This is a genomic window from Corallococcus terminator, assembly GCF_003611635.1.
Lineage (GTDB): Bacteria > Myxococcota > Myxococcia > Myxococcales > Myxococcaceae > Corallococcus > Corallococcus terminator.
In genome coordinates this window covers 20,832-43,299 of sequence record NZ_RAVZ01000034.1, presented here as the reverse complement: position 1 = coordinate 43,299, position 22,468 = coordinate 20,832, and the positions used below count along the sequence as shown (strand labels likewise).

At 69.9% G+C, this 22,468-nt stretch carries 20 protein-coding genes; 10 read left to right on the top strand and 10 right to left on the bottom strand.

The genetic code is table 11. The annotated features are described in order from the left end of the window. Window positions 1-336: 336 nt before the first annotated feature. Both D7V88_RS07815 and D7V88_RS07810 read left to right on the top strand, forming a co-directional pair. Window positions 337-2,559: a RelA/SpoT family protein gene (locus D7V88_RS07815; RefSeq protein ID WP_120539975.1), complete on the top strand. Its 2,223-nt coding sequence runs from the start codon at window positions 337-339 to the stop codon at window positions 2,557-2,559. Window positions 2,560-2,643: 84 nt separating this feature from the next. After that, window positions 2,644-3,030 carry a RidA family protein gene (locus tag D7V88_RS07810; RefSeq protein ID WP_120539974.1) on the top strand — a complete coding sequence of 129 codons (387 nt, stop codon included), beginning with the start codon at window positions 2,644-2,646 and terminating at the stop codon, window positions 3,028-3,030. A gap of 103 nt (window positions 3,031-3,133) precedes the next feature. On the opposite strand, the gene D7V88_RS07805 is transcribed toward D7V88_RS07810, so the two are convergent. Continuing rightward, window positions 3,134-5,089, bottom strand: coding sequence for a DsbA family protein (locus tag D7V88_RS07805; protein ID WP_120539979.1), 1,956 nt, complete (start codon window positions 5,087-5,089; stop codon window positions 3,134-3,136). A gap of 236 nt (window positions 5,090-5,325) precedes the next feature. On the opposite strand from D7V88_RS07805, the gene D7V88_RS07800 reads away from it, so the two are divergent. Next, window positions 5,326-5,556, top strand: coding sequence for a sulfurtransferase TusA family protein (locus D7V88_RS07800; protein WP_120539973.1), 231 nt, complete (start codon window positions 5,326-5,328; stop codon window positions 5,554-5,556). Window positions 5,557-5,575: 19 nt separating this feature from the next. Here D7V88_RS07800 and D7V88_RS07795 read toward each other — a convergent pair whose 3' ends face one another. Beyond that, window positions 5,576-6,487 carry an ABC transporter ATP-binding protein gene (locus D7V88_RS07795; protein ID WP_120539972.1) on the bottom strand — a complete coding sequence of 304 codons (912 nt, stop codon included), beginning with the start codon at window positions 6,485-6,487 and terminating at the stop codon, window positions 5,576-5,578. Then, a complete protein-coding gene (locus D7V88_RS07790; protein WP_120539978.1) occupies window positions 6,484-7,350 on the bottom strand; it encodes an ABC transporter permease in 867 nt (288 codons plus the stop codon). Before D7V88_RS07790 ends, D7V88_RS07795 begins: the two co-directional genes overlap by 4 nt. A 171-nt stretch (window positions 7,351-7,521) precedes the next feature. Here D7V88_RS07790 and D7V88_RS07785 point away from each other — a divergent pair, with 171 nt between their 5' ends. Next, complete coding sequence (locus D7V88_RS07785) at window positions 7,522-9,135, top strand: penicillin-binding transpeptidase domain-containing protein (RefSeq protein WP_120539971.1); 1,614 nt, start codon at window positions 7,522-7,524, stop codon at window positions 9,133-9,135. Here the strand turns inward: D7V88_RS07785 and D7V88_RS07780 are convergent, their stop codons facing one another. Next, window positions 9,136-10,329, bottom strand: a complete 1,194-nt coding sequence (locus D7V88_RS07780; protein WP_120539970.1) for a DUF4388 domain-containing protein — start codon at window positions 10,327-10,329, stop codon at window positions 9,136-9,138. It abuts the gene before it with no gap. A gap of 21 nt (window positions 10,330-10,350) precedes the next feature. On the opposite strand from D7V88_RS07780, the gene D7V88_RS07775 reads away from it, so the two are divergent. The 4 genes from D7V88_RS07775 (at window position 10,351) to D7V88_RS07760 (ending at window position 14,424) form a co-directional block, all read left to right on the top strand. Then, complete coding sequence (locus tag D7V88_RS07775; protein ID WP_120539969.1) at window positions 10,351-10,629, top strand: glutaredoxin family protein; 279 nt, start codon at window positions 10,351-10,353, stop codon at window positions 10,627-10,629. Window positions 10,630-10,749: 120 nt separating this feature from the next. Then, window positions 10,750-11,703, top strand: a complete 954-nt coding sequence (locus tag D7V88_RS07770) for a GGDEF domain-containing protein (protein WP_208726168.1) — start codon at window positions 10,750-10,752, stop codon at window positions 11,701-11,703. Between the two features lie 47 nt (window positions 11,704-11,750). Next, window positions 11,751-13,430, top strand: coding sequence for a sigma-54-dependent transcriptional regulator (locus D7V88_RS07765; RefSeq protein ID WP_120539967.1), 1,680 nt, complete (start codon window positions 11,751-11,753; stop codon window positions 13,428-13,430). A 190-nt stretch (window positions 13,431-13,620) separates the two neighbouring features. Next, window positions 13,621-14,424 carry an NAD-dependent epimerase/dehydratase family protein gene (locus D7V88_RS07760; protein WP_120539966.1) on the top strand — a complete coding sequence of 268 codons (804 nt, stop codon included), beginning with the start codon at window positions 13,621-13,623 and terminating at the stop codon, window positions 14,422-14,424. Between the two features lie 15 nt (window positions 14,425-14,439). Here the strand turns inward: D7V88_RS07760 and D7V88_RS07755 are convergent, their stop codons facing one another. Further along, complete coding sequence (locus D7V88_RS07755; protein ID WP_120539977.1) at window positions 14,440-16,080, bottom strand: cation:proton antiporter; 1,641 nt, start codon at window positions 16,078-16,080, stop codon at window positions 14,440-14,442. Between the two features lie 260 nt (window positions 16,081-16,340). On the opposite strand from D7V88_RS07755, the gene D7V88_RS07750 reads away from it, so the two are divergent. Further along, window positions 16,341-16,907, top strand: coding sequence for a tetratricopeptide repeat protein (locus D7V88_RS07750; protein WP_120539965.1), 567 nt, complete (start codon window positions 16,341-16,343; stop codon window positions 16,905-16,907). Between the two features lie 96 nt (window positions 16,908-17,003). Continuing rightward, window positions 17,004-18,137: a 3-deoxy-7-phosphoheptulonate synthase gene (locus D7V88_RS07745; protein ID WP_120539964.1), complete on the top strand. Its 1,134-nt coding sequence runs from the start codon at window positions 17,004-17,006 to the stop codon at window positions 18,135-18,137. Here the strand turns inward: D7V88_RS07745 and D7V88_RS07740 are convergent. From D7V88_RS07740 to D7V88_RS07720, 5 genes are read right to left on the bottom strand one after another with little or no spacing between them, the layout of a single operon-like run. Continuing rightward, window positions 18,127-18,960 (bottom strand): prephenate dehydratase, encoded by an 834-nt coding sequence (locus tag D7V88_RS07740; RefSeq protein WP_120539963.1) that lies wholly within the window; start codon window positions 18,958-18,960, stop codon window positions 18,127-18,129. The genes D7V88_RS07745 and D7V88_RS07740 overlap by 11 nt on opposite strands. Beyond that, on the bottom strand, window positions 18,953-20,092 hold the full coding sequence (pheA, locus tag D7V88_RS07735) for a prephenate dehydratase (protein ID WP_120539962.1): 1,140 nt from the start codon (window positions 20,090-20,092) through the stop codon (window positions 18,953-18,955). The genes D7V88_RS07740 and pheA overlap by 8 nt, the downstream gene beginning before the upstream one ends. 41 nt (window positions 20,093-20,133) lie before the next feature. Then, complete coding sequence (locus D7V88_RS07730; protein WP_120539961.1) at window positions 20,134-20,724, bottom strand: DUF4291 domain-containing protein; 591 nt, start codon at window positions 20,722-20,724, stop codon at window positions 20,134-20,136. Beyond that, the gene (locus D7V88_RS07725; RefSeq protein ID WP_120539960.1) at window positions 20,721-21,197 is read right to left on the bottom strand and encodes an EVE domain-containing protein; all 477 of its coding nucleotides are present in this window, start codon (window positions 21,195-21,197) and stop codon (window positions 20,721-20,723) included. The genes D7V88_RS07730 and D7V88_RS07725 overlap by 4 nt, the downstream gene beginning before the upstream one ends. Window positions 21,198-21,255: 58 nt before the next feature. Continuing rightward, window positions 21,256-22,428 (bottom strand): tetratricopeptide repeat protein, encoded by a 1,173-nt coding sequence (locus D7V88_RS07720; RefSeq protein WP_120539959.1) that lies wholly within the window; start codon window positions 22,426-22,428, stop codon window positions 21,256-21,258. Between the last annotated feature and the right edge of the window lie 40 nt (window positions 22,429-22,468).

The following is a 22,468-nucleotide window of genomic DNA, read 5'->3' as shown; positions in this document are numbered from 1 at the left end:
GCCCGGAGGGGGCGTCACCGGCCGCATCACCGCCGGCGCGGGCGTCCGACGGGGGGCGGGAGCGGCCTCTTCCAGCGCCTGGCCGCAGAGCACACAGGTGGCCGAGCGTGGCGGGTTGTACCCGTCACAATTCGGGCAGACCACCGGGAGCGCGGACAACAGGAGCTGAGACATGGTCTTGGGGCCAATCTAGGGGGGCCTGAAACGTCGGGTCAATGAAAGCCGGCAGGCTGCCGGAACCAGCGCTCCAGGCTTCCAACGCCCGTGAAGGAAGTACGATGTTCCAGGGGAACGTTGCCCCTGCTGTTTGAGGCAGTTACGATTGCCACCGCCTCGATGATTCGCCTGAACGACATCCTGCAGCGGGTTGCGTCGTACCACCCGGACCCCGACCTGGACATCATCAAGAAGGCGTACGTCTACTCGGCCAAGGTCCATCAGGGGCAGCTCCGGAAGTCCGGTGAGCCCTACCTGATTCATCCCCTGGAGGTGGCGGGCATCCTCGCGGAGCTCAAGCTGGACGAGGCGTCCATCGTCACCGGCCTGCTCCACGACACCATCGAGGACACGCTCGCCACCGCGGAAGAGCTCACGGAGCTCTTCGGGCCCGAAGTCGCCCAGCTCGTGGACGGCGTGACGAAGCTGTCCAAGTTCTCCGCGTCCGCGACGCTCTCCCAGGAGGAGAAGCAGGCGGAGAACTTCCGCAAGATGATCATCGCGATGGCGCAGGACATCCGCGTCATCCTCGTGAAGCTGGCGGACCGCACGCACAACATGCGGACGCTGGATCACATGTCCGAGGAGAAGCAGGCCCGCATCGGACAGGAGACGCTGGACATCTACGCGCCCCTGGCCAACCGCCTGGGCATCTCCTGGATCAAGACGGAGCTGGAGGACCTGTCCTTCCGCTACGTGAAGCCCCAGGAGTTCTTCGCGCTGGAGGAGCAGCTCAACAAGCGCAAGAAGGAGCGCGAGGCGTACATCGAGGACACGTGCGACCTGATGCGCGCCAAGCTCCAGGAGCGCGGCCTCAAGGGCGACGTCAGCGGTCGCTTCAAGCACGTCTACAGCATCTGGAAGAAGATCAAGTCGCAAGGCATCGACTTCGATCAGATCCACGACATCATCGCCTTCCGCATCATCGCGCCCGCCGTGCCCGCCTGCTACGAGGCGCTGGGCATGGTGCACCAGATGTGGAAGCCGGTGCCGGGGCGCTTCAAGGACTTCATCGCCATCCCGAAGCCCAACATGTACCAGTCCCTGCACACCACGGTGATTGGTCCGTTGAGCGAACGCGTGGAGGTGCAGATCCGCACCTCGGAGATGCACAAGATCGCCGAAGAGGGCATCGCCGCGCACTGGGCCTACAAAGAGGGCCGCGCGCCCATCTCCAAGGATGACGAGAAGTTCGCCTGGCTGCGCCAGTTGATGGAGTGGCAGCAGGACCTCAAGGACCCCAAGGAGTTCCTCGAGACGGTGAAGGTGGACCTCTTCACCGACGAAGTCTTCGTCTTCACGCCCAAGGGCGACGTGCGCAGCCTGCCGCGCGGGGCGACGCCGGTGGACTTCGCGTACGCCATCCACTCGGACGTGGGCGGCCGGTGCGTGGGCGCCAAGGTGAACGGGAAGATCGTCCCCCTGCGCTACAAGCTGAAGAACGGCGACACGGTGGAGGTGCTCACCAGCCCGCAGGCGCACCCGTCCAAGGACTGGCTCACCTTCGTCAAGACGAGCCGCGCGCAGCAGCGCATCCGCGGGTTCATCAAGCAGCAGCAGCGGGACAAGAGCCTGCAACTGGGCCGTGAGCTGGTGGAGCGCGAGTTCAAGCGCTTCCAGCTCAACTTCAACAAGCAGATGAAGTCCGGCGAGCTCAAGAAGGTGGCCGAGGAGCTGGGCTTCCGCGTCGAGGACGACCTGCTCGTGGCCATTGGCTACGGCAAGGTGACGCCGCAGCAGTTGGTGCAGCGAATCGTGCCGCAGGACAAGCTGGCGCAGGCGGAGCCGCCCCCTCGGCCGGATGCCGGCAATGGGAACGGCAACGGCAACGGGACGGGCAACACGTCCATGCTGCCGGGCCTGTCGCGCATGACGGACCTGGCCAAGCGGCTGGTGGGCCGCAACAGCCGCAGCGGCGTCCAGATTGGCGGCGTGGACGACGTGCTGGTGCGCTTCGGGCGCTGTTGCAACCCCGTTCCCGGGGACCCCATCGCGGGGTTCATCACCCGGGGGCGGGGCGTGACGGTGCACACGGTGGGGTGTGAGAAGGCCCTGGCCACCGACCCCGAGCGGCGCGTGGACGTGTCCTGGGACGTGAAGGGCGACTTCAAGCGGCCCGTCACGCTGCGCGTACTGACGGCGGACAGGCCGGGCCTGCTGGCGGACATCACCCACACGTTCTCCAAGAAGAGCGTCAACATCTCCCAGGCGAACTGCCGGGCCACGGGCGATGACCGGGCGGTGAACACCTTCGAGGTCACCATCTCCGACCTCAAGCAGCTCACGGACCTGATGCGCTCCATCGAGCGTTTGACGGGCGTCTACTCCGTCGAGCGAATCTAGCCCTGGCCTGGATGTGCTACAGCGCGCGGCGGACCCGCGGCCCCTGATGTCCTTTCGGGGCCGCCTCAACGCGAGGTGTGCTGCATGGCGCGCAAGGCAATCCACTCCGACGACGCCCCCAAGGCGATTGGCCCCTACTCCCAGGCCGTGCAGGTGGACGCCGGGAAGCTGACGTTCCTGTCCGGGCAGATTCCCCTGGACCCCAAGACGATGGAGATCGTCCCCGGTGACGTCGTCGCGCAGGCCGAGCGCGTGATGGAGAACCTCAAGGCGGTGCTCGCCGCCAGCGGCCTGGACTTCTCCCACGTCGTGCGCTGCACCATCTTCCTCACCGACCTGGGCGACTTCGCCAAGGTGAACGAGGTGTACGGCCGCGCCTTCACCGGCGCGCCCCCGGCCCGCGCCACCGTGCAGGTGTCCGCGCTGCCTCGCGGCTCCAAGGTGGAGATCGACGCCATCGCCGTCTCCTGACGCCCCCGGCTTGAGGGGACGCGAAGCGCTGGAAACACGAAGGCCGCCGGTTCCCGCTGTGGGAGCCGACGGCCTTCAGTGCTTCAGGCTTCAGTGAAGCGGATTACTTCGCGTCCGCCGCGACCGCGCCGGCCTTCTTCAGCTCCTCGTCGATGACGCGCTTGAAGGCGTCGAAGGGCTGGGCGCCCACGAGGGTGCGGCCGTTGATGAAGAACGTGGGCGTGCCGTTCGCGCCCAGGGCGGAGCCGGTGGCCATGTCCGCGTCGATCTGCGCGTCGAACTTGTCGCTGTCCAGGCCGGACTTGAACTTGGCCATGTCCAGCTTCAGCTCCTGCGCGTACTTCTCCAGGGACTCGCGATCCAGCGCGCGCTGGTTGGCGAAGAGCTTGTCGTGCATCTGCCAGAACTTGCCCTGCTCGTGGGCGGCCATGGAGGCCTTCGCGGCGAGCTTGGCGTGCTGGTGGAAGGGCAGCGGCTGGTGCTTGAAGGCGATCTTCACCTTGCCCTCGTAGGCCTTCTCCACCTGCTCCAGCGTCGGCACCGCGCGGCTGCAGAACGGGCACTCGAAGTCGGACCAGGCGACGATGGTCACCGGGGCCTTGGCGGGACCGCGCACCGGCGCGTTGCCCACGTCCACCTTCTGCACGGCCGGTTCGGCGGGCGCCGCGGGGGCGGCCGGGGCGGCGTTCACGTTGTCCTGGTTCAGCTTGGCGTAGAGGTCCTCCGCCTTGGTGCCGGCGGCCAGCGCCTTGTCGGCCTTGGCGATCTCATCGTCGATGAGGGGCTTGAAGGCTTCGAAGGGCTGCGCGCCCGACAGGAAGCGGCCGTTGATGAAGAAGGCCGGGGTGCCATTGGCGCCCACCGCGCTGCCCGCATCGGAGTCCGCCGCGACCTGCGCGTTGAACTTGCCGCTGTCCAGGGCGGCCTTGAACTTCGCCATGTCCAGCTTCAGCTCCTCGGCGTACTTCTCCAGGGAGTTGCGATCCAGCGCGCGCTGGTTGGCGAACATCTTGTCGTGCATCTCCCAGAACTTGCCCTGCTCGTGGGCGGCGAGCGACGCCTGGGCGGCGATCTTCGCGTTCGGGTGCATGGGCAGCGGCTGCTGGCGGAACACCACGCGCACGTCCTTGCCGTAGGTCTCCTTGATGCGGTTGAGCGTGGGCACCGCGCGGCTGCAGAACGGGCACTCGAAGTCGGACCACTCCACGATGGTGACCTTCGCGGTGGCCGGGCCGAACGACGGCGCGTTCGCGGGGACTTCCACCTTCTTCGCGGCGGCGGCGGGCTCCGCGTTGCCCTGGGGACGCGACGGGGCGCGCTCGACGCCCTTCTCGATGGTGCGCGCGTAGACCTGACCAGGGGCGACGCCGCTCTTGACCAGGCCTTCGGCCTTGGCGAGCTCCTCGTCGATGAGGCTCTTGAAGTTGTCGATGGGCTGCGCGCCCGACAGGAAGCGGCCGTTGATGAAGAAGGCCGGCGTGCCGTTGGCGCCCAACTGCGAGGCCAGGGCCTGCTCCTTGGCGATGACGTCGGACAGACGGGACGCGGTCATGTCCTCCTTCCACTTCGCGACGTCCAGGCCGATCTCCCGGGCGTACTTCTCCAGGCTCTCCCCATCCAGCTTCTTCTGGTTGGCGAAGAGCAGGTCGTGCATGTCCCAGTACTTGCCCTGCTCACCGGCCGCGAGCGCGGCGAGGGCCGCGGGCTTGGCGTGCGCGTGGAAGGACAGCGGGTTCTGGCGCATCACCACGCGCAGCTTGCTGCCGTAGTCCTTCTGGAGCTGCACGACGGTGTTGTGCGCGCGGCTGCAGAACGGGCACTCGTAGTCGGAGAACTCCACGATGGTGACGAGCGCGTTGACGCTGCCCTTCACCGGGGCGCCGTCGATGGGCACCTTGAAGACGGTGGGGTCCACCTGGCGCGCGCCGGGCTTGGCCGCCTGCGCGACGGTGGGCGTGCTGCCGGGGGTGGGGGTGGCTTTCGAGCCGCTGGCGGCACGGCCGCCAACGAACCCGAGCACCAGGCCCACCAACAGGGCCACGATGACATTGGGCTTCATGGGTTGGGAATGCTCCTGCGCCATAGGTCCGACTCCGAAGGGCCCAAGCGGGTGTCTGGGTAGGGAAAGGGCGGCGTACTTAACAGAGGGAATTCCAGACACGCAAGCCGCGATGACCGCCTGCGTCCGCCACATCCGGAAGCTCCCGAAGGGGCGGACAACGACGCGGGGTGGATCAAAATTCCCTCTCATCACGAGCCCGCGTGCGTTCGGCGCCCATGACAGGATGCGAGCCCATGGAAGCAGGTGTGCGCGTGGATACCTCCGGGGCCTTCTGCCCGGTGCCCATCCTCGAAATCGCGAAGGCGATGCGGCGCCTTGCGCCCGGGACGCTGGTGGAGCTGGTGTCCACCGACCGGGGGCTGGAGGCGGACCTGCCCGCGTGGTGCGAGGCGACCGGCAACGAACTCGTCCGCCTGGAGCGGCGGGGCACCCACTATGTGGGCTGGGTGCGCAAGGCGGGGTGAGCGTCCGTGGGGCGCGGGCCTACAGCAGTTGGAGGACGCGGTCCTCCAGGCGGCGGCCCCGGCTAACGCCGAGGATCAACGTCTGGTGCTGGATGAGGTGGCCCACGGTGCGGCTGATGACCTCCTCGGCCTTGTGGGCCTGGCCGTCGAAGCGCACGCACAGCACGTCGGTGCCTTCCATGCGCGCGCCGATGACGCCGGGCAGGGAGGTGATCTCCGGGATGATGACGTCGCCCCGGGCAATCTGGACGCGGAACTCGGCGCCCTGGCCGGTGAGCTCGGACATGGTGCCGGCCTGCGCGAGCGAGCCCTTGTCGAGGATGGCGGCCGCGTCGCACAGCTCCTCCAGCTCCTGGAGGTTGTGGCTGGAGACGACGACGGTCTGCGTGCCCTTCATGTCCTTGATGACCTGACGCACCTGGGCGGCGATGCGCGGATCCAGGCCAGCGGTGGGCTCATCCAGGAGCACGAGGGGAGGGCGCCCCATGAGGGCCTGGGCCATGGCGGCCCGCTTGGCCATGCCGTGGCTGAGGGCCTGGGTCTGCACCTTCCAGGCCTCCATCAGGCCCACCTTTTCCAGGGCGCCGCGCGCTTCATGCTCCGGCTGGGGCAGGTCCGACAGCCGCGCCCAGTACATGAGCAGCGCGCCCACCTCCCAGCCCGGCGGCAGCACCGCGTCCTGGGGCAGCGCGCCCACGCGGCCCTTGAGGGCGCCGGGCGTGGTGGGCGACACGCCCATCACCTTGAGGGAGCCTGCGGACGGGTAGAGGTAGCCGCACATCATGGAGAACGTGGTCGTCTTGCCGGCGCCGTTGGGCCCGATGAGACCGAAGACGTCGCCCTGGCGCACCGTGAGGCTCACCGCGTTGACGGCGACCTTGGGTCCGAAGTGCTTGGACACGCCCGACAGTTCAATGGCCAGGTCGCTCACAGGTCCCTCGCGCGCAGGACGCCGTAGGCGCCCACCAGGAAGATGGCCGCGAAGGCGGCGTAGGCCCCACCGCTGCCGGCGAACTCGGCGAGCTGCGGGTGCAGCAGGTTGCCCGAGTAGTACGACGGGGACAGGTAGCGCACGAAGCGCACGGGGCTGGTGTCGGCCACGGCGCGTCCCACGGAGTCCATCAGCCAGAAGACGAACAGCAGGATGAAGTTGAAGACGAGGCTCACGGCCGGGCTGCGGAACAGGCTGGAGCACAGGGTGGTGAGGGCCACGTACGCCAGCGAGAACACGATGGTCGCGCCCCAGAACTTCAGGAGGTTCGTCGCCAGCACCCCGAAGGCGAAGTCCGGGTTGAGGATGCGCGCGTAGACGAAGATGGCCAGGTCGATGACCAGCACCAGCCCCAGCAGCAGCGTGGCCTGGGACAGGAACTTGCCCAGCAGCACCGACGAGCGGCGCGCGCGCACGGTGAGGTAGCGGATGGAGCGCGGGCCCACCTCGCCGCTCACCTGGTCGAAGCCCATCAGCGCGATGTAGGCGGGGAGGAAGAAGAGGGTGATCTTGAAGACGATGAGGACGACGATGGGCACCTGCGACAGCGCCTGCATCATCGCGGTGTCGTTGCTGGTGAGGAAGCCCAGCACGCCCTGCTGCATCTCGTCCGCGGCGCGGGCGGTGGCCTCCGAGTCTGCGCCGGCCTCCATGAGCTTCTCGTTCACCTGGCCTTGCAGCTCGCGGGTCACGAAGCCCACGACGAGCAGCACCAGCGCGGAGAACATGCTGTAGAGCCCGAGCAGCACGAGCGCGCGGCCACTGCGCACCGCCCGGCGCAGCTCCGCGGCCCAGATCACCATCATCTCTTTAGGTCCGTCCAAGGTGCACAGGACCCTACTGGACCTCCGGGCACCTTCCCAGGTTTCTCCCGGACGAACGAAGCAGTCGAGGGAGCAAGCCGTGGACAGCGCGCCCTCAACGGCTACGATTCGGCGGCCTGCTCCCTGCCCCCCCAAGGAGAGCCCCGAAGCATGACGATTCGCCGCTTCCTCGCCGCCCTGCCGCTGTTTCCCCTCTCGATGCTGCTGGGCGCCTCGGCCCCGGACGCTGGCGTCGTGCCCTCCGCGGCCGTCGCCCCTTCGGATGCCCAGACGCTGGCCGCCGCGCTCAACGCGCTGGAGACGGACGCGGGCCCCGTGGGCGCCCATGCCCTGGTGGAGAAGGTGGAGGCCGAGCAGCGCGCGGCGGCGTCCACGGCGGCGGTCGGGCTGGCTCCAGACGCTGGTGCGCCGGACGCGAAGGCCGCTGGCTCGAACCTCGCGCAGGGCTCCGGTGCTCCGGACGCGGGGGCCGCCGGTGCCCACCTCGCGGCCACCCCGGCGGACGTGACGCCCGGCGTGCCCGCGGCTCCGGCGGGGCAGGGCGTGGACACGCGCCCGGTGGATGCTCGCGCGCTGGCGGAGGCGCTGTCCTCGAAGAGCGACGTGTCCTTCGAGCCCGGCATGGTTCCTCCGTCGCCGGTGCCCTCGCGGGAGAAGGCGCCTCCGTTCGGCAAGATGCAGGGCCTGCCCCGGGCGCAGGACCTGGTGGCGCGCGCGAAGCTGGAAGGCAACAAGCTCGTCGTGAAGGGGGGCAAGAGCGCGCCGGATCAGGTGCTCACCATCGACCCCGGCCTCCAGGCGTCACTCACGAAGATCATGCAGAACTACCAGGTGCCCTACGGCGCCGCGGTGGTGCTGGATCCCTCCACGGGCCGCGTCCTGGCGATGGCGGAGCATTCCGAGGCGAAGCCCGAACTGCGCGGGCTGCCCATCCGCGCGGTGTTCCCCGCCGCGAGCATCTTCAAGATCGTCACCGGCAGCGCGCTCCTGGAGGCCGGCGTGGCGCCGGAGACCGAGTCGTGCTTCCACGGCGGCAAGCGCAGCCTCTCCGAGCGGCAGCTTGCGGACACCGACCGCGACGGCGCCTGCTATTCGCTGGCGCTGGCCATGGGCAAGAGCGCCAACGTCATCTTCGCCAAGATGACGAACAAGCACCTGAGCGCGGACGCCCTCAAGCGGATGGCCGCGCGCATGCGCTTCAACCGCGAGATCCCCTTCGCCCAGCCCCTGGACGTGTCGCTGGCGTACATCCCGGAGGACGGCTTCGCGCTGGCCAACACCGGCGCGGGCTTCGGGGACGTGTACCTGTCGCCGCTGCACGGCGCGCTGCTGGCCGCGGTGGCCGCCAACGAGGGCCGCTGGGTGGATCCGGTGCTGGTGGAGCCGGAGCCCTTCATGCCCCTGCCGGAGCCGGAGCCCGTGCTCACGCCCACCGCCGCGCACGCCCTCACGCGCATGCTGGAGGAGACCGTCACCCATGGCACCGCGCGCGCCGTGTTCCGCGAGCGCGGCTTCCAGGTGAAGGACGCCGTGGGCAAGACGGGCACGCTCGCGGACCGCGAGCCCTTCCGCGACTACTCGTGGTTCGTCGGCTTCGCACCCAAGGACAATCCCCGCGTGGCCGTGGCCGCCCTCATCGTCAATGATCCGAAGTGGCGCATCCGCGGCTCCTACCTGGGCCGCGAGGCCCTGCGGCTCGCCCTGGAGCGCATCCCCGCGCCCGTGGAAGTGACGGCCCCGGCGGGCGCCGCCGGCAAGCACTGATCAGGACAGCGGACGCAGGGTGAGCTTCACGAGCTCCGTGTCCACGAAGCCCTGGAAGAACTTCAGCGCCTCCAGCTCCTGCAACGGCGAGACGTGCACGATGGCCGCCACGTCGCGCTTCCCGTCGATGCGCGACAGCAGGTAGCGCTCCGGGGAGGACAGGGGCAGCGTCTTCAGGTGCGGCGCGGACACCCGCAGCGTCGGCACGCGCGAGGGCTCCATCAGCGCCTTGCGCAGCTCCGCGAGCAGCCGGGCCTCCGCGTCGCGCAGGAGCTTCTGGGTGTGCTCGGACGGTGAGATTTCGTGAGCCCTCCGGGCCAGCGCTTCGCCGTCGCGCAGGTTGCCCGCGTCGAGGAAGAGCTGGGCGGCCTGGAGCACCTCGTCCGACGAGGACTCGGAGCCGATGACGCCGCCCCCGTTCTCGTCGTCGTCATCCTCTTCCACCACCACCACGGTGGGCGCGCCGCGCTCCGGGGCGGGCAGGGGCGCTTCGTCCGACACCCTCAGCGCGTCCTGCCGGTAGAGCGCGTACAGGCGCTGGTAGAGGAAGAAGTCGGTGGCGTGCAGCGCCAGCGCGATGCCGTCGATGCTCAGCCCCTCGCGCGCGAGCTGGACGATGCGGTCGTCCATGCTGCCGGCCTTGCGGTCCGCGAGCTTCCGCTCGTCCACCTCCAGCCGCACCCCGCCGGAGGGGAACACCGCGCGGATGGCCTGCCACGCCGTCTCACGGAACTCGCCCTCGCGGTGCACGTCCAGCAGGTCCACGCTGACGTCCAGGCCCTCCAGCTCCGGGGCGACGTCCGTGGCCCGGAAGTCGAAGCCGCCTTCTTCCCAGGTGAAGGCATCCAGCAGCATCTCCCGGAACTTGTGGGAGAGCGTGGTGCGCACGGTGGCTTCCGTCACCGAGCCCGTCATGATCAGGATCTTCCCCAAGAGGATGTGCGTCTCCGCCTGGGTGGCGAACGCTCGCTCCAACTGGTCCTCGGTCAGGTGCCCCATGTTGATGAGGAACTGACCGAAGTATTCGCGCGGCTGGTTGGAGCTGGCGGTGATGACGTGTCCGTCGCGCAGCAGCAACTGCTTGCGCACGTCTCCCCGCTCCACGTTCAGGGTGCCGGTGGACCGGCGATTCCCGAGGTGGACGACCAGGTCCTTGAGGGGCATCGTCGAAAAATCACCAGACACGCCGCGCATCGAACGCCCATCCTGCAACGCATGCGCGTCGATATCTACTCGAAACCCCGGTGTTCCCTCTGTGAGAAGGCCCGTGCCGTGGTGGAGGAGGTGCAGGCCCGACTGCCCTTCGAGCTCTACGTCACCGACATCCTCCAGAGCCCGGAGCTCTTCGAGACCTGGCGTTACGACATCCCCGTGGTCCTGATTGAAGGCGTCCCCGCCTTCAAATACCGCGTGGATCCAGAGGTCCTCGAAGCGCGCCTCCGTGAGGTGATGAATGGCACACCCATTGCTAAAACCGTGGGCCAGGATGGGTAACAAAGTGCCCTTCTCCAAGAAATCCGGGGGGATACGAAGGGCGCAAAAGTGACGAGGCTGTAAATCTGGGCGGTCGGGAGGGGCGGTGGGGCAGAAATTCCAGGAAGGGAGGGCACGGCGGTGGGTCTGAAGCGCAAGCGGACAGGAAAGTCGGGGCAGCCTCCTACGGTGTTGCTGGTGGAGCCTCGGGCGGAGGACCTGGAGCGCACCCGGGCGCTCCTGGGCGAGGCGGGCTTTCGCGTGGTTCCGCTCACGCGTTTCGACGCGGCGGTGCCGCTCTTCGAAGTGATCCGCCCGGACGCGGTGTTGCTCGCCGCCCAGCCGCCGGACTACTCGGCGGTGCAGACGGCGCGGCGCCTGCGGCAGGTGAGCAAGGGCACGGTGCCGATGCTGTACCTGGTGGATTCGCACGACCGGGATGCCTGGCGCTTCTGCGTGGAGAAGGGGCAGTGCGTGGACGTGGTGCCGCGCACGGTGGATGGCGCGGAGCTGTCCATGAAGCTGCACGCGCAGATGCGGCTCAAGCAGTCGGTGGAGCGCGCGGCGGCCGGTGAAGAGGCCGGCACGGCGCTGGCGCTGCATGATCCGGTGACGGGCCTCTACAACCGGCCCTTCCTGCTGGCGCTCATCGGCCTGGAGGCCCGGAGGACGGAGCGCTACGGGGGCACCTTCTCCGTGGTGGCGGCGGAGGTGAGTGGCTGGAGCGCGCTTCGCAAGGAGCACGGCAGGTCCATGGCGGAGCGGCTGCTCGTCTACAGCGCGGTGGTGCTGGGGCAGACGGTGCGTGAGGCGGACGCGGTGGCGAGGGTGGGGGACAGTGAGTTCGCGATGCTGCTGCCGGGCACGCCCGCGGAGTCGGTGCCAGAGGTGCTGGCGCGGGTGGAGGCCCGGTTCGAGGCGGCACGGTTCCAGATGGAGGGTCGCGTGGTGCGCACGGCGCTGGATCTGGGGGCGGTCAGCTTCCCGGACACGGTGGGGGCTCCCACCCAGTTGCTGAGCGCGGCACTGCTGACCTTGAGGCGTACACGTGAGATTCGGCGGGCGGCCGGTCCGGCCCGGCTGTTGTCGGTCTGATGAAGTTCACTGAGGATTTGATGCACAGGGCGAGCGGAGGCGTGGGGATGGATCGGATCGCGGTGCTGGTGGTGGATGACGAAGAGTCGGTGCGCACGTTCCTGTCCGAGCTGTTGGGCAGCTCGGGTTACCAGGTGCGGTGTGCGTCGGGCGGTTCCCAGGCGCTGGAGATGCTCTCCGGTGGCTCGTTCGACGCGGTGCTGCTGGACGTGGTGATGCCGGAGATGAGCGGCCTGGAGGTTCTGCGCCGCTACCGGGGCAACGGCGGCAATGCCCCGGTCATCGTGCTGAGCGCGCTGTCCGGCGCGGACGACGCGGTGCGGGCGCTGAAGATGGGCGCGTCCGACTATCTGGCGAAGCCCTTCGGCAACGACGAGCTGCAGGACGTGCTCGCGCGTGCCCTGGGGACCCGCGTGCCGGAGCGCCAGATTTCGGCGCCGGTGCCTCCCGCGCCCCGCGTGATGCTGACGTCGGCGGAGGCCGCGGCGGAGGCTCGCGTGCTCATCTCCACGTCGCCGGCCATGCGCCGGGCCCGCGCGCTGGTGGAGCGCATCGCGGACACGGACGTGCCGGTGCTGCTGCTCGGTGAGTCCGGCACGGGCAAGGAAGTGATCGCCCGTGAGATCCACGCGCGCAGCCAGCGCCATGGTCGCCCCTTCATCAAGGTGAACTGCGCGGCGCTGCCGGGTGAGTTGCTGGAGAGCGAGCTGTTCGGCCACGAGCGCGGTGCCTTCACGGGCGCCACGGCGGAGAAGCCGGGCAAGTTCGAACTGGCGGACCAGGGCACCATCTTCCTGGACGAGATTGGCGAGATGGCCATCCGCCTCCAGGCGAAGCTGCTCCAGGTGCTGCAGGACGAGGAGTTCTTCCGCGTCGGTGGCAAGAAGAGCGTTCGCGTGGACAGCCGCGTGGTGGTGGCGACCAACCGCGACCTGGAGAAGGAGATCGCGCTCGGCAACTTCCGCGAGGACCTGTACTACCGCCTCAACGTCGTGGCCATCCGCCTGCCGCCCCTCCGCGAGCGCCGCGAGGACGTGGTGCCGCTCACCGACCACTTCCTGAAGAAGTACGGCAAGGGCTTCATGGCGGGCGTCTCCGAGCTGCCCACGGAAGTGCTCCACGCCTTCACGGACTACGAGTGGCCGGGCAACGTGCGCGAGCTGGAGAACATGGTTCGCCGCCTGTGCGTGCTGAAGGATCCGACGCTGGTGCTGGACGAGATTCGAGGGGGTGGCCGGACCCCGGCGAGCGCTCCGTCGCTGCCCACGTCCTTCGCGGGTGACGATTTCAGCCCTCCGCCTTCGCATTCGCGTCACTACGACGAGCCGGCCCGTGTCTTCGCGGCCCCTCCGTCCCAGATGGCGTCCTCGAATGGCTCGGGCGTGCAGGTGCTGGAGATGCCCGCGCGCGGCACGGTGACGCCTCCTCCGGTGGCCCTGGTGTCGGACGCTTCGCCGTTCAATGCCGTGGCGCCCCAGCGCTACGCCAATCCGTTCGACGCGCCCCAGCCGCCGCCTCCGCCGCCTCCGGCCGGGGAGCTGTCGCTCAAGGACATTGGCAAGCGCGCCGCGATGCTCGCGGAGCGTGAAGCGATACTGGCCATGCTCCAGCGCACCGCGTGGAACAAGCGCCGCGCCGCCGGCAAGCTGCGCATCAGCTACAAGGCGCTGCTCTACAAGATCAAGGAGTGCGGCATCATCGATCCTCGCGCGAGCGCCGAGTTCTAGCGCCGCTCCTGCCCGTGTCCTCGGGCGGGAATGCGTGAACGACGGCCCTTCTTCCAGCGGATGGAAGGAGGGCCGTTCCGTTTGCGGGGGCTGCCTTGCGCCCCTGGAGCTTGGGCTGGATCCGCGACGACGGGTTGCGTGGCGGGGCCCCTCTTGCGTGGGACGGGGGTTGGCCGATATCGCGGAGGGTATGACGGCTCCGCTCATCCTGCTCGGCTGTGGCTACACGCTCACGCGGTTCGCGCGGGTGGAGGCGCGCTGTGGCCGTGAGGTCCTCGCGACCACGCGGGATGCGTCGCGCCGCGCGGTGCTGGAAGGCGCGGGCGTGCGGGTGCTATCGCTCGAAGATGCCCTGGCGCGGGTCGAGGGGGCCCACGTCGTGGACTCGGTCCCTCCCGAAGCCGGGCTGGATGCGCACTTCGCGGACGTGCTGTCCCGGGCCCGGCCTTCCCGGCTCGTCTACCTGTCGTCCACGGGCGTGTATGGCTCCGCGCGCGGACACGTGGATGAGACGACGCCCGTGGACATGACGTCCTCCGTCGCGCGAGCCCGGCTGGAGGCGGAGGCGTGCTTCCTTCCCCTGGGCGCGAGCGTGATGCGCATCGCGGGCATCTACGGCCCTGGCCGTGGGACCTCAGGACGGCTGAAGGCGGGCACGCTGCGCATTCCCGAGTCCGGTGGCGGTCGGCTGTCCCGCGTCCATGTGGATGACCTGGTGGAGGCCGTTCGGGTGGTGCTCGAACGCGGTGCTCCTGGGGACATGTATTGCGTGGCGGACCGGCGCCCCGCGACCCAGGAGGAGACGGCCACCTGGCTCTGCCAGCACCTGTCCCTCCCCATGCCGCCCCGCGTCCCCTTCGAGTCGCTCCATGAATCCCTGCGCGGGGACCGGGCCATCAGCGGCGCGAAGCTGGAGGCCCTGGGCTGGACGCCCCGCTACCCGGATTTCACGACCGGCTTCGTCGCGGCCATGGAGGAAGAAGCCCGGGGGTGACACGTCGTCCGACGGTCAGTGCTCGGCGGCTTCCGCGCGCAGGATCTGCTGGAGGTCGAGCTCCGCCCAGTCCAGCTCCTGCTCCACCTGCTGGAACGCGGCATCCCCGATGGTCCCGTTCGCGCGCAGCTCCAGCAGCCGCCGCCGCTCGGCCGCCATCGCGGTGCGCACCATGTCCGCGTCGGCGGAGGGTGGTCCCCAGGGGGCCGCTGCCCCGCCCGGACGGGCTTCGGCGGGTGCTTCCGCGCGCCCTTCCAGCAACTGCTTCGCCCGCTGGAGCTGGAGCTCGTACCGCCGCCGCACGAGGGCCGCCATCTCCGTGCCCGGAGAGGCGTCGGTCGCATCCAGCGCCGCGCGCAGGGTCTGCACCCGGGCGAGCCTCACCTCGTGGTCGACCGCGCCGTCGTCGTCCAGCTTCAGGCGCGTCATCAGGGGCCGCAGCGTCATGCCCTGGAGGACGAGCGTGCCCAGCACCACCGCGAAGGACGTGAAGAGGATGAGGTCCCGGTAGGGGAACGGGGGGCTTGCCTCGCCACCGGTCGGCAGGGCCAGGGCCGCCGCGAGCGTCACGATGCCGCGCATTCCGCACCAGCCCACCAGCATGGCCGCGCGCGGTGACAGCGCGACCGCGTGGGCGCTGCCCGGGGTCTTGGCGGAGGTCCGGCGCTCGCGCCAGCGGCCAAGCGCCGCCACGCCCATCACCCAGACGATGCGCGCGAGGATGGCCACCCCGGTCACCACCGCCGCGATGCCCGCGTACTCCAGCCACGTGGGCCGGTCGAGCCGCGCGACGATGGACTTGAGCTGGAAGCCCACGAGGATGAAGGCGAGCACGTTCAACACGAACACCGCCACCTCCCACACCGCGTACGCCGGGATGCGGATCCGAGCGGGCGTCACCAGGGCCGCGATCCGCGAGGCCGTCATCGCGTAGACGACCGTCGTGAGGATGCCGGACAGGTGCAGCCGCTCGGCGAGGATCCACACCGCGAACGTGCTACCGAACTGCACGATGACCGCCGTGGACACGTCCTCGATGAACCGGTTCACGGCGAGGGTGACCCTGGCGAGCACGTACCCCAGCACCACGCTGCCCACCGTGACGATGAGCAGCATGGGCAGCGCGCTCCAGCCCAGGATGCCCCCCGCCGCCACGGCCCCCAGCGCGAGCCGGTAGATGAGCAGGGCGCTGGCGTCGTTGAAGAGGCTCTCGCCTTCGAGGATGACGAGCAGTCGGTGCGGAGGCCGCAGTTGCTTCAACACCGCAGTGGCCGCCGCCGCGTCCGGGGGCGCGACGATGGCGCCCAGCGCGATGGCCGCCGCCCAGGGCATGTCCGGCACGAGCCAGTGGACCGCGACCGCCACCGCGATGACCGTGAGCACCACCGCGCCCAGCGCCAGCCCCACCACCGGCCGCCAGTTCGCCCGCAGGTCCCGGGGCGAGGCGTCGAAGGCCGCGTCCAGCAGCACCGGCGCGACGAAGAGCGTGAGCGCCAGCTCCGGATCCAACACCAGCTCCGGCGTCCCTGGCACGAGCGCCAGCACCGCCCCCGCGAACGCGACCAGCGCCGGGTAGGGCGTGCCAATCCGCCGGGACAGCGCCGCGAGCAGCGCGCCTCCGAGCAGCAGCGCGATGACGATCTCGAACACGAGCATGGGGCCCTCCCAGGGGAACAATCCGCCGCCTGGAATCCAGCGGCGTAACGCAGGAATACCGGTTCCGGACAGTGGCGAATCGCCGACGCCGCAACCCGTCGTACCCACGAGGGGCGCGCGCGTCATCAGCGCAACGCGATGGATGCCATCAGCCGGGGCAGGGGCGCGGCTTTGCGGAGCGGTGTTCCCCGGTGACAGGCTAGCGCTTTCGGGCCGCGTGCGGATGCGGGGCCCTCGCAACCCTGTTCCCTGGGGGAACGATGTCCAGGTCGTTGTTGTTCGCGGCGTTCAACGAGGGCGTCCACCGTTCCATGTCCGGCAACCACGAGGCCGCGGTCCAGTCGTTCGATCAGGTCCTCGCCGTGGATCCACGTCACTTTCCCGCGCTCACCGCCAAGGCGTCCGCGCTCAAGCAGTTGGGCCGGACCGCGGAGGCCCTGAAGGGCTTCCAGCGCGCCGTCGAACTGGAGCCCACCGCCGCCGACCCCCTGCGCGAGGCCGCCCTCTGCCAACTGGAGTTGGGCGAGCCGGAAGCCGCCGCCCTCCTGATGGAGCGCGCCGTGCAGCTCAACCCCACCCCCGGCTACCGCGAGGCCGCCGCCGTGGAGGTCTACCACCTGGGTAACGCGCTCCTGACCCAGGGACGGCGCCCGGACAAGGCCCGCTACCGGCTGGCCCGGCAGGTCTTCGAACTGGCGCTGGAGCTGTCCCCCGCCTACGTCGAGGCCGCCAAGGCCCTGGCGGACGTGTGGGAGCACCTGGGTGACCCTACCCAGCAGGAGCACTACGCCCAGCTTGCGACCCGCCTGCGCCCCGCTTCCTCCTGAGCCGTCCCGTTTCAATTTTCCATAAAAGCGGAGGGAAAGGGCGCGCCGTGGGTGTTGAATGCCGACTGGACGCCCTTCTTCAGGAGAACCCTTCGCATGATCGTGATGCTCGAGCCGGATTCCCCGGAATCCGTCGTGAATGCCGTCCTCCATCTGGCTTCGCAGTACGAGGGCGTCACGCCCCGCGCGCACGTGGTCCAGGGCGCCGAGTCCACCATCACGGAGCTGTACCTGCTGGGCTCCACCGCGCAGGTGCCGTTGGAGCCGTTCCAGCAGCTTCCCGGCGTGCGCCAGGTGGTGCGCGTGTCGCAGAAGTACCGGATCATCGGCCGGCACGGCGGCCAGCGCACCACGGCGGGCTTCGAGTACAACGGCGTGTCCTTCGATGACAGCTCCGTGAACATCTTCGCGGGCCTGTGCGCGGTGGATTCGCTGGAGAGCGTGGACTCGATGATGGCGGCGCTCGCGCGCTGCGGCATCCAGACGACGCGCATGGGGGCGTACAAGCCGCGCACGAACCCCTACGAGTTCCAGGGCCTGGGCGCCAAGTGCCTGCCGTGGGTGTTCGAGTCCGCGGGCAAGCACGGCATCAAGGTGGTCGCGATGGAGGTGACGAACCCGCGCCACATCGATGAGATCAACGACGCGCTCAAGCAGGCGGGAAATCCCACGGGCGTGATGCTCCAGGTGGGCACGCGCAACGCGCAGAACTTCGAGCTGCTCAAGAGCATTGGCCAGCAGCGCGCGTTCCCGGTGCTCTTCAAGCGCGGCATGGGCATCACGCTGGAGGAGTCCCTCAACGCGTGCGAGTACGTGGCGAGCGAGGGCAACCCGAAGATCGTCTTCTGCCTGCGCGGCGTGAAGACGCACCTGGGCGACCCGCACCGCAACATGGTGGATTTCGCGCACGTGCCCGTCGTGCGCCGGCTGACGCGCATGCCGGTGTGCGTGGATCCTTCGCACGCCATCGGGCGCGCGGAGGCCCCGCCGGACGGGCTGCCGGACATCTTCCACGCCATTGGCCAGGGCCTCATCGCGGGCGCGTCCATGGTGCTGGTGGACTTCCACCCGCACCCGGAGATCGCCCTGTGCGACGGTCCGCAGGCGCTGCGCCTGGAGCAGTTGGGCGCGCTCCAGCGCTACACGAACATCGTGCGCGGCGCGTACACGGAAGCCGTGAAGAACGGCGACGGGACGGCCTCCAAGGCCAGCGCGCAGGTCAGTCGCTGAGCGCGTAGCTGCCGAGGACCTGGAGCGACGTGCAAGCGCTCCGGGCCTCCTCCAACGCGGCCCGCACGGACGCCGCATCCTCGCGGCCGTCCACGTCCAGGCACCAGCGGTAGTCCCAGGCGCGGACGCCGCCGGGGCGGGACTCCAGCCGCGCGACGTTCACCCCTCGCGCGGCGAAGGCCCCCAGCACACCCGCGAGCGCGCCGGGCCCGTCGTTCACGGTGAGCACCACGGACGTCTTCCATCGGGAGCCCAGGTGGGGCGGGATGGCCGGGCCCACCGCGAGGAAGCGGGTGGCGTTGTCCGGTGAGTCCTCGATGCCTTCGGCGAGGACCGCCAGGCCGTAGAGGTCCGCCGCCGCCCGACTGGCGATGGCCGCCGTACCCGCGGGAGCCTCCTCGCCCACGCGCCGCGCGGCGACCGCGGTGTTCACCTCCGGCACCGGTTGCAGGTGGTGTTTGCGCAGCCAGCCCGAGCACTGCGCCAGCGCCTGGGGATGGGACAGCGCGCGGGTGAGGCTCGCGAGCGAACGCCCTGGCGGCGCGAGCAGACAGTGGCGCACGCGCAGGCGCATCTCTCCGGACAGGCGCGGGGTGAACTCCAGCAGCAGGTCCACCACCTCCGCCACCGGGCCCGCGAGCGCGCTCTCCAGGGGCAGGACGCCGCCGTCCACCCGGCCTTCGGCGACGGCTTCGAGCACGGCGCGGAAGGAAGGGCAGGGGACCAACGCCACCGTGGGGCCGAAGAAGGCCCGCGTGGCCTCGTCGCCGTACGCGCCGCGCTCACCCTGGAAGGCGATGCGGCGGGGGGCGGCGTCATCCATCGATGGGCTCCGCGCGCGGATACGTGCCCAGCACGCGCAGCGACGATGTGAGCGAACGCAAGTCCTCCAGCGCCGCAGTCACCGACGCGGACGCGGCGTGGCCCTCCACGTCCAGGTAGAAGCGGTACTGCCACGGCGCGCCGGGGATGGGGCGCGACTCCAGCTTGGTGAGGTTCACCCCGCGCTGCGTGAGCCGTTGCAGCACCTGGCCCAGCGCGCCCGGGCGGTGTTCCAGCACCACCAGCAGCGACGTCTTGCAGGGCACATCTGGCGCGAGCGGCGTGGGTTCGCGCCCCACCTCCACGAAGCGCGTGAAGTCGGCGCCGGGTTGAAGGTCGCTGGCGAGCACCACGAGACCGAAGCGACTGGCCGCGGACTCACTGGCGATGGCGGCCACCGTGACGTCGTTGCGGTCCGCCACCGTGCGCGCGGCGACGGCGGTGTCCGGTCCCAGCACGGCGCGGGCCCACGGCACGTGCGTGCGCAGGTAGTCCTCGCACTGGGCCAGGGCCTGCGGATGCGACAGCACCTCGCGCAGGTCCTCCAGCTTCGCGCCCTTCACGCCCAGGAGCCGGTGATCCACCTGGCTCACCAGCTCGCCCGTGATGACGCCATCGCCCGCGGCGAGCACGTCGTAGGTCTCGTTGATGGTGCCGGCGGTGGTGTTCTCGATGGGCATCAGGAGCAGGTCCTGGTCGCCCTTCTTCAGGGCCTCCACCGCCTGCCGCGCGGAGTCGAAGCCGGTGAGGAGCACGCCGCCCGGACGGTGGCCGTAGCGCTGGCGTGCGGCCAGGTGGCTGTAGGAGCCCTCGACGCCCAGATACCCCACGCGCAGGGGCGTGGTGTCCAGCCGCGTGACGAGCGCCTGCTGCCGCGCGACGGACATGTCCAGGATGACGCGGTAGAGGCGCTCCACCTCATGCGGATCCAACCCGCGCTCGGCGGCCCGGCCGCGCAGCTTGCGCAGGAGCAGGTCCTCGCGTTGCGGGTCTCGAAAGGGCCAGGCCGTCACCAGCTTGGCGCGCGCCACGTCATCCGCCAGGGCCATGCGCCGCTGGAGCGCGTCGAGGATGTCGTCGTCGACGCGTTCGAGGGCTGTCCGCAGGGTGTCCAGGTCCGGGGTGTCCGCCATCGCGAGAACATAACAACTCGCGTCAGGGAACGGTCATCCGGTTACATCCCGAGCCGGCGGGCGAGCTCCGGCGGTACCGGGTAGACGGACTCCTTCGGGAGCAGGCGGGTGGCCTGGTCCGCGCGCCCGTCGTCCAGGTGCTTGCGCAGCTTCTGCGTGAGCGGCGTCAGGTCCGTGATGGAGACGGTCCAGTCGTCCACGAAGCGCTGGATGACGGCGCGGCTCAAGCCCACCTGGATGCTGTCGTGGGGCAGGCCCGCGCCGCGCAGGGTGCGCTCGGGGTCCCACTGGATGTGGACGGGCGCGGATTCGAAGGCCTTGCGCCACGCTTCCTGGGTGCCGTGCGCCTTCGGTTCGTAGGCGGTGAGGACGCCAGCGCCCAGGGCCTCTTCCCAGCCGGAGCGCTTGATGCGCACCGCCAGCGTGCGCTCCTGCCCGCTCTTGCGGCCCCAGTTGGAGCGGTGCATGAGCCACAGGAAGCTGGGTTTGATCCACGTCATCCGCCCCACGGAGAAGGGCGGACCGAACTTCTGCTGCTTCACGGCCACGTCCGCGATGGCGTCCGGATAGGCCTGGTACATCACGATGGACGCGCGGTCGAAGTCGGCTCGGACTTCCCGCGCGGCGCTCATGGGCGGGCCCCGGACTTCGCTTTCGCCTTCGGCTTGGACGCGGGGGCCTTGGGCAGCTTCGTGCGGCCCATCTCCAGGACGAGCTCGAAGTGCTCCACGGGGGTGGGCGTCACGCTCAGGCGGCTGCGGGTGAGCAGCGGGAAGTCCTTGAGCGCGGGCGTGGCCTTGATGGTGGCGAGCGTCACGGGGGCAGTGAAGGCGACCACGGGGCCCACGTCCACGGAGGCCCAGTCCTCACCGGGCGCGGTGGGGTCGGGGCCCGGCTTCGTGAGCACGCGCGCCACGCCCACGACGGCCTTGTCCTCGTTGGAGTGGTAGTAGAGGCACAGGTCCCCGGGCTTCATGGCCCGCAGGTTGTTGCGCGCCTCGAAGTTGCGCACGCCCGTCCACTCCGTCCGTCCGTCCGCTTCCAGCCGTGCGTACGCGTAGACGGAGGGCTCGCTCTTGATCAACCAGTACCGGCCAGTCGCCATGGCGGCGCACCCTAGCGCAGGGCCGCCCGGAGGCCAGCGGCCCTGAGTGCCAGGGGGACTACTTCGCGCCCAGCGCGGCGATGAGCCGGTCCGCCTGTTCGCGGATGTGCTTGTCGGTGCTGGCCTGGGCCTTCGTCGCGTGCGTCCGGGCCTGGGCCTTGTCGGTGTCCGCCAGGGCCAGGGCCAAGTTGAGGTGCACGCCGACATCGTCCGGGTGCGTCTTCAGCGCCTGGGTCAGCACGGCGCGCGCGGCGGTGGCTCCGCCGGGGCGGGACAGGTGCAGCACCGCGAGGTCGTTGGCCGCGCCCACTTCGGACGGATCGACGGCGATGGCGGCCTCCAGCAGCGTCTGCGCTTCCGTGTCGTCGCCCAGCCGGCGGCGGACCTTGGCCAGCGCGATGCGCACGGCGGCGTTGTCCGGCACCTTGGCGAGCGCTTCGCGCAGGATGCGATCCGCGTCCTCGTTCTTGCCGGCCACGAAGGACGCAAGCCCGTGCAGGTAGATGGCGTCCGCGTTGTCGGGCTGCTGCATGCGCAGGTCGATGGCGGCCTTGATGGCCGGCTCGGGCGCGCCCGCGAAGAAGCACAGCGAGGCGAACTCGCGGATGAGGGACGGCTCGCGGGGGCTGCGCAGGATGGCCTGTTGCAGCGTCGTCAGCGCGGCGCCCACGTGCCCCTGGAGGACCTGCACGCGCGCGGCGAGCAGCAGCGGCAGGTGCTCCGTGCGGCTGGCCTCCGCGGCCTCCTGGTAGCGCCGCAGCGCGCGGTCCAGTTGCTTGTCGCCCTGGAGCGCCATGCCCAGGTACGTCAGCGTCTGGGGATTGCCCGGTTGCAGGGCGAGCGCCTTCTCCAGCACCGGGATCGCGGCGGGGTACTGGTGATGGGCGAGCAGCCCCCGACCGTGGTTGACGACCTCGAAGAAGCCCGCCTTCGGCTGGGCCGCGAGCGCCTCCAGCACCGCGAGCTGCCGGGCATCACCCTTTTCGGCATCGAGCCGGGCCAGGTGGCTGAGCGCTTCGGGGTGGCTGGGGTGCTGCTCCACGAGCCGCTGGAGCATGGCGCGCGCGGCGGGCTCGTCATGCTGCGCGAGGCGCAGACGTGCGAGCCCGAGCATCGCGGCGGCGTCCTTCGGGTCCTGCTTGAGGGCGCGCTCGAATTCGAGCGCGGCATCCTTGAGGAGGCCCTGCTTCATCAGACGTGCCGCGGAGGTTGCCTGTTTGGAGACGGCCATGGCTCAAGAGGATAGCCTAGCCCCGGAAGGGCCGGGCAGT

Coding starts and splice junctions, on each gene's coding strand:
- D7V88_RS07815 (WP_120539975.1), top strand. CDS start 337: ATGATTCGCCTGAACGACATCCTGCAGCGGGTTGCGTCGTACCACCCG.
- D7V88_RS07810 (WP_120539974.1), top strand. CDS start 2,644: ATGGCGCGCAAGGCAATCCACTCCGACGACGCCCCCAAGGCGATTGGC.
- D7V88_RS07805 (WP_120539979.1), bottom strand. CDS start 5,089: ATGAAGCCCAATGTCATCGTGGCCCTGTTGGTGGGCCTGGTGCTCGGG.
- D7V88_RS07800 (WP_120539973.1), top strand. CDS start 5,326: ATGGAAGCAGGTGTGCGCGTGGATACCTCCGGGGCCTTCTGCCCGGTG.
- D7V88_RS07790 (WP_120539978.1), bottom strand. CDS start 7,350: ATGGTGATCTGGGCCGCGGAGCTGCGCCGGGCGGTGCGCAGTGGCCGC.
- D7V88_RS07785 (WP_120539971.1), top strand. CDS start 7,522: ATGACGATTCGCCGCTTCCTCGCCGCCCTGCCGCTGTTTCCCCTCTCG.
- D7V88_RS07780 (WP_120539970.1), bottom strand. CDS start 10,329: ATGCGCGGCGTGTCTGGTGATTTTTCGACGATGCCCCTCAAGGACCTG.
- D7V88_RS07775 (WP_120539969.1), top strand. CDS start 10,351: ATGCGCGTCGATATCTACTCGAAACCCCGGTGTTCCCTCTGTGAGAAG.
- D7V88_RS07765 (WP_120539967.1), top strand. CDS start 11,751: ATGGATCGGATCGCGGTGCTGGTGGTGGATGACGAAGAGTCGGTGCGC.
- D7V88_RS07760 (WP_120539966.1), top strand. CDS start 13,621: ATGACGGCTCCGCTCATCCTGCTCGGCTGTGGCTACACGCTCACGCGG.
- D7V88_RS07755 (WP_120539977.1), bottom strand. CDS start 16,080: ATGCTCGTGTTCGAGATCGTCATCGCGCTGCTGCTCGGAGGCGCGCTG.
- D7V88_RS07750 (WP_120539965.1), top strand. CDS start 16,341: ATGTCCAGGTCGTTGTTGTTCGCGGCGTTCAACGAGGGCGTCCACCGT.
- D7V88_RS07745 (WP_120539964.1), top strand. CDS start 17,004: ATGATCGTGATGCTCGAGCCGGATTCCCCGGAATCCGTCGTGAATGCC.
- D7V88_RS07740 (WP_120539963.1), bottom strand. CDS start 18,960: ATGGATGACGCCGCCCCCCGCCGCATCGCCTTCCAGGGTGAGCGCGGC.
- pheA (WP_120539962.1), bottom strand. CDS start 20,092: ATGGCGGACACCCCGGACCTGGACACCCTGCGGACAGCCCTCGAACGC.
- D7V88_RS07730 (WP_120539961.1), bottom strand. CDS start 20,724: ATGAGCGCCGCGCGGGAAGTCCGAGCCGACTTCGACCGCGCGTCCATC.
- D7V88_RS07725 (WP_120539960.1), bottom strand. CDS start 21,197: ATGGCGACTGGCCGGTACTGGTTGATCAAGAGCGAGCCCTCCGTCTAC.
- D7V88_RS07720 (WP_120539959.1), bottom strand. CDS start 22,428: ATGGCCGTCTCCAAACAGGCAACCTCCGCGGCACGTCTGATGAAGCAG.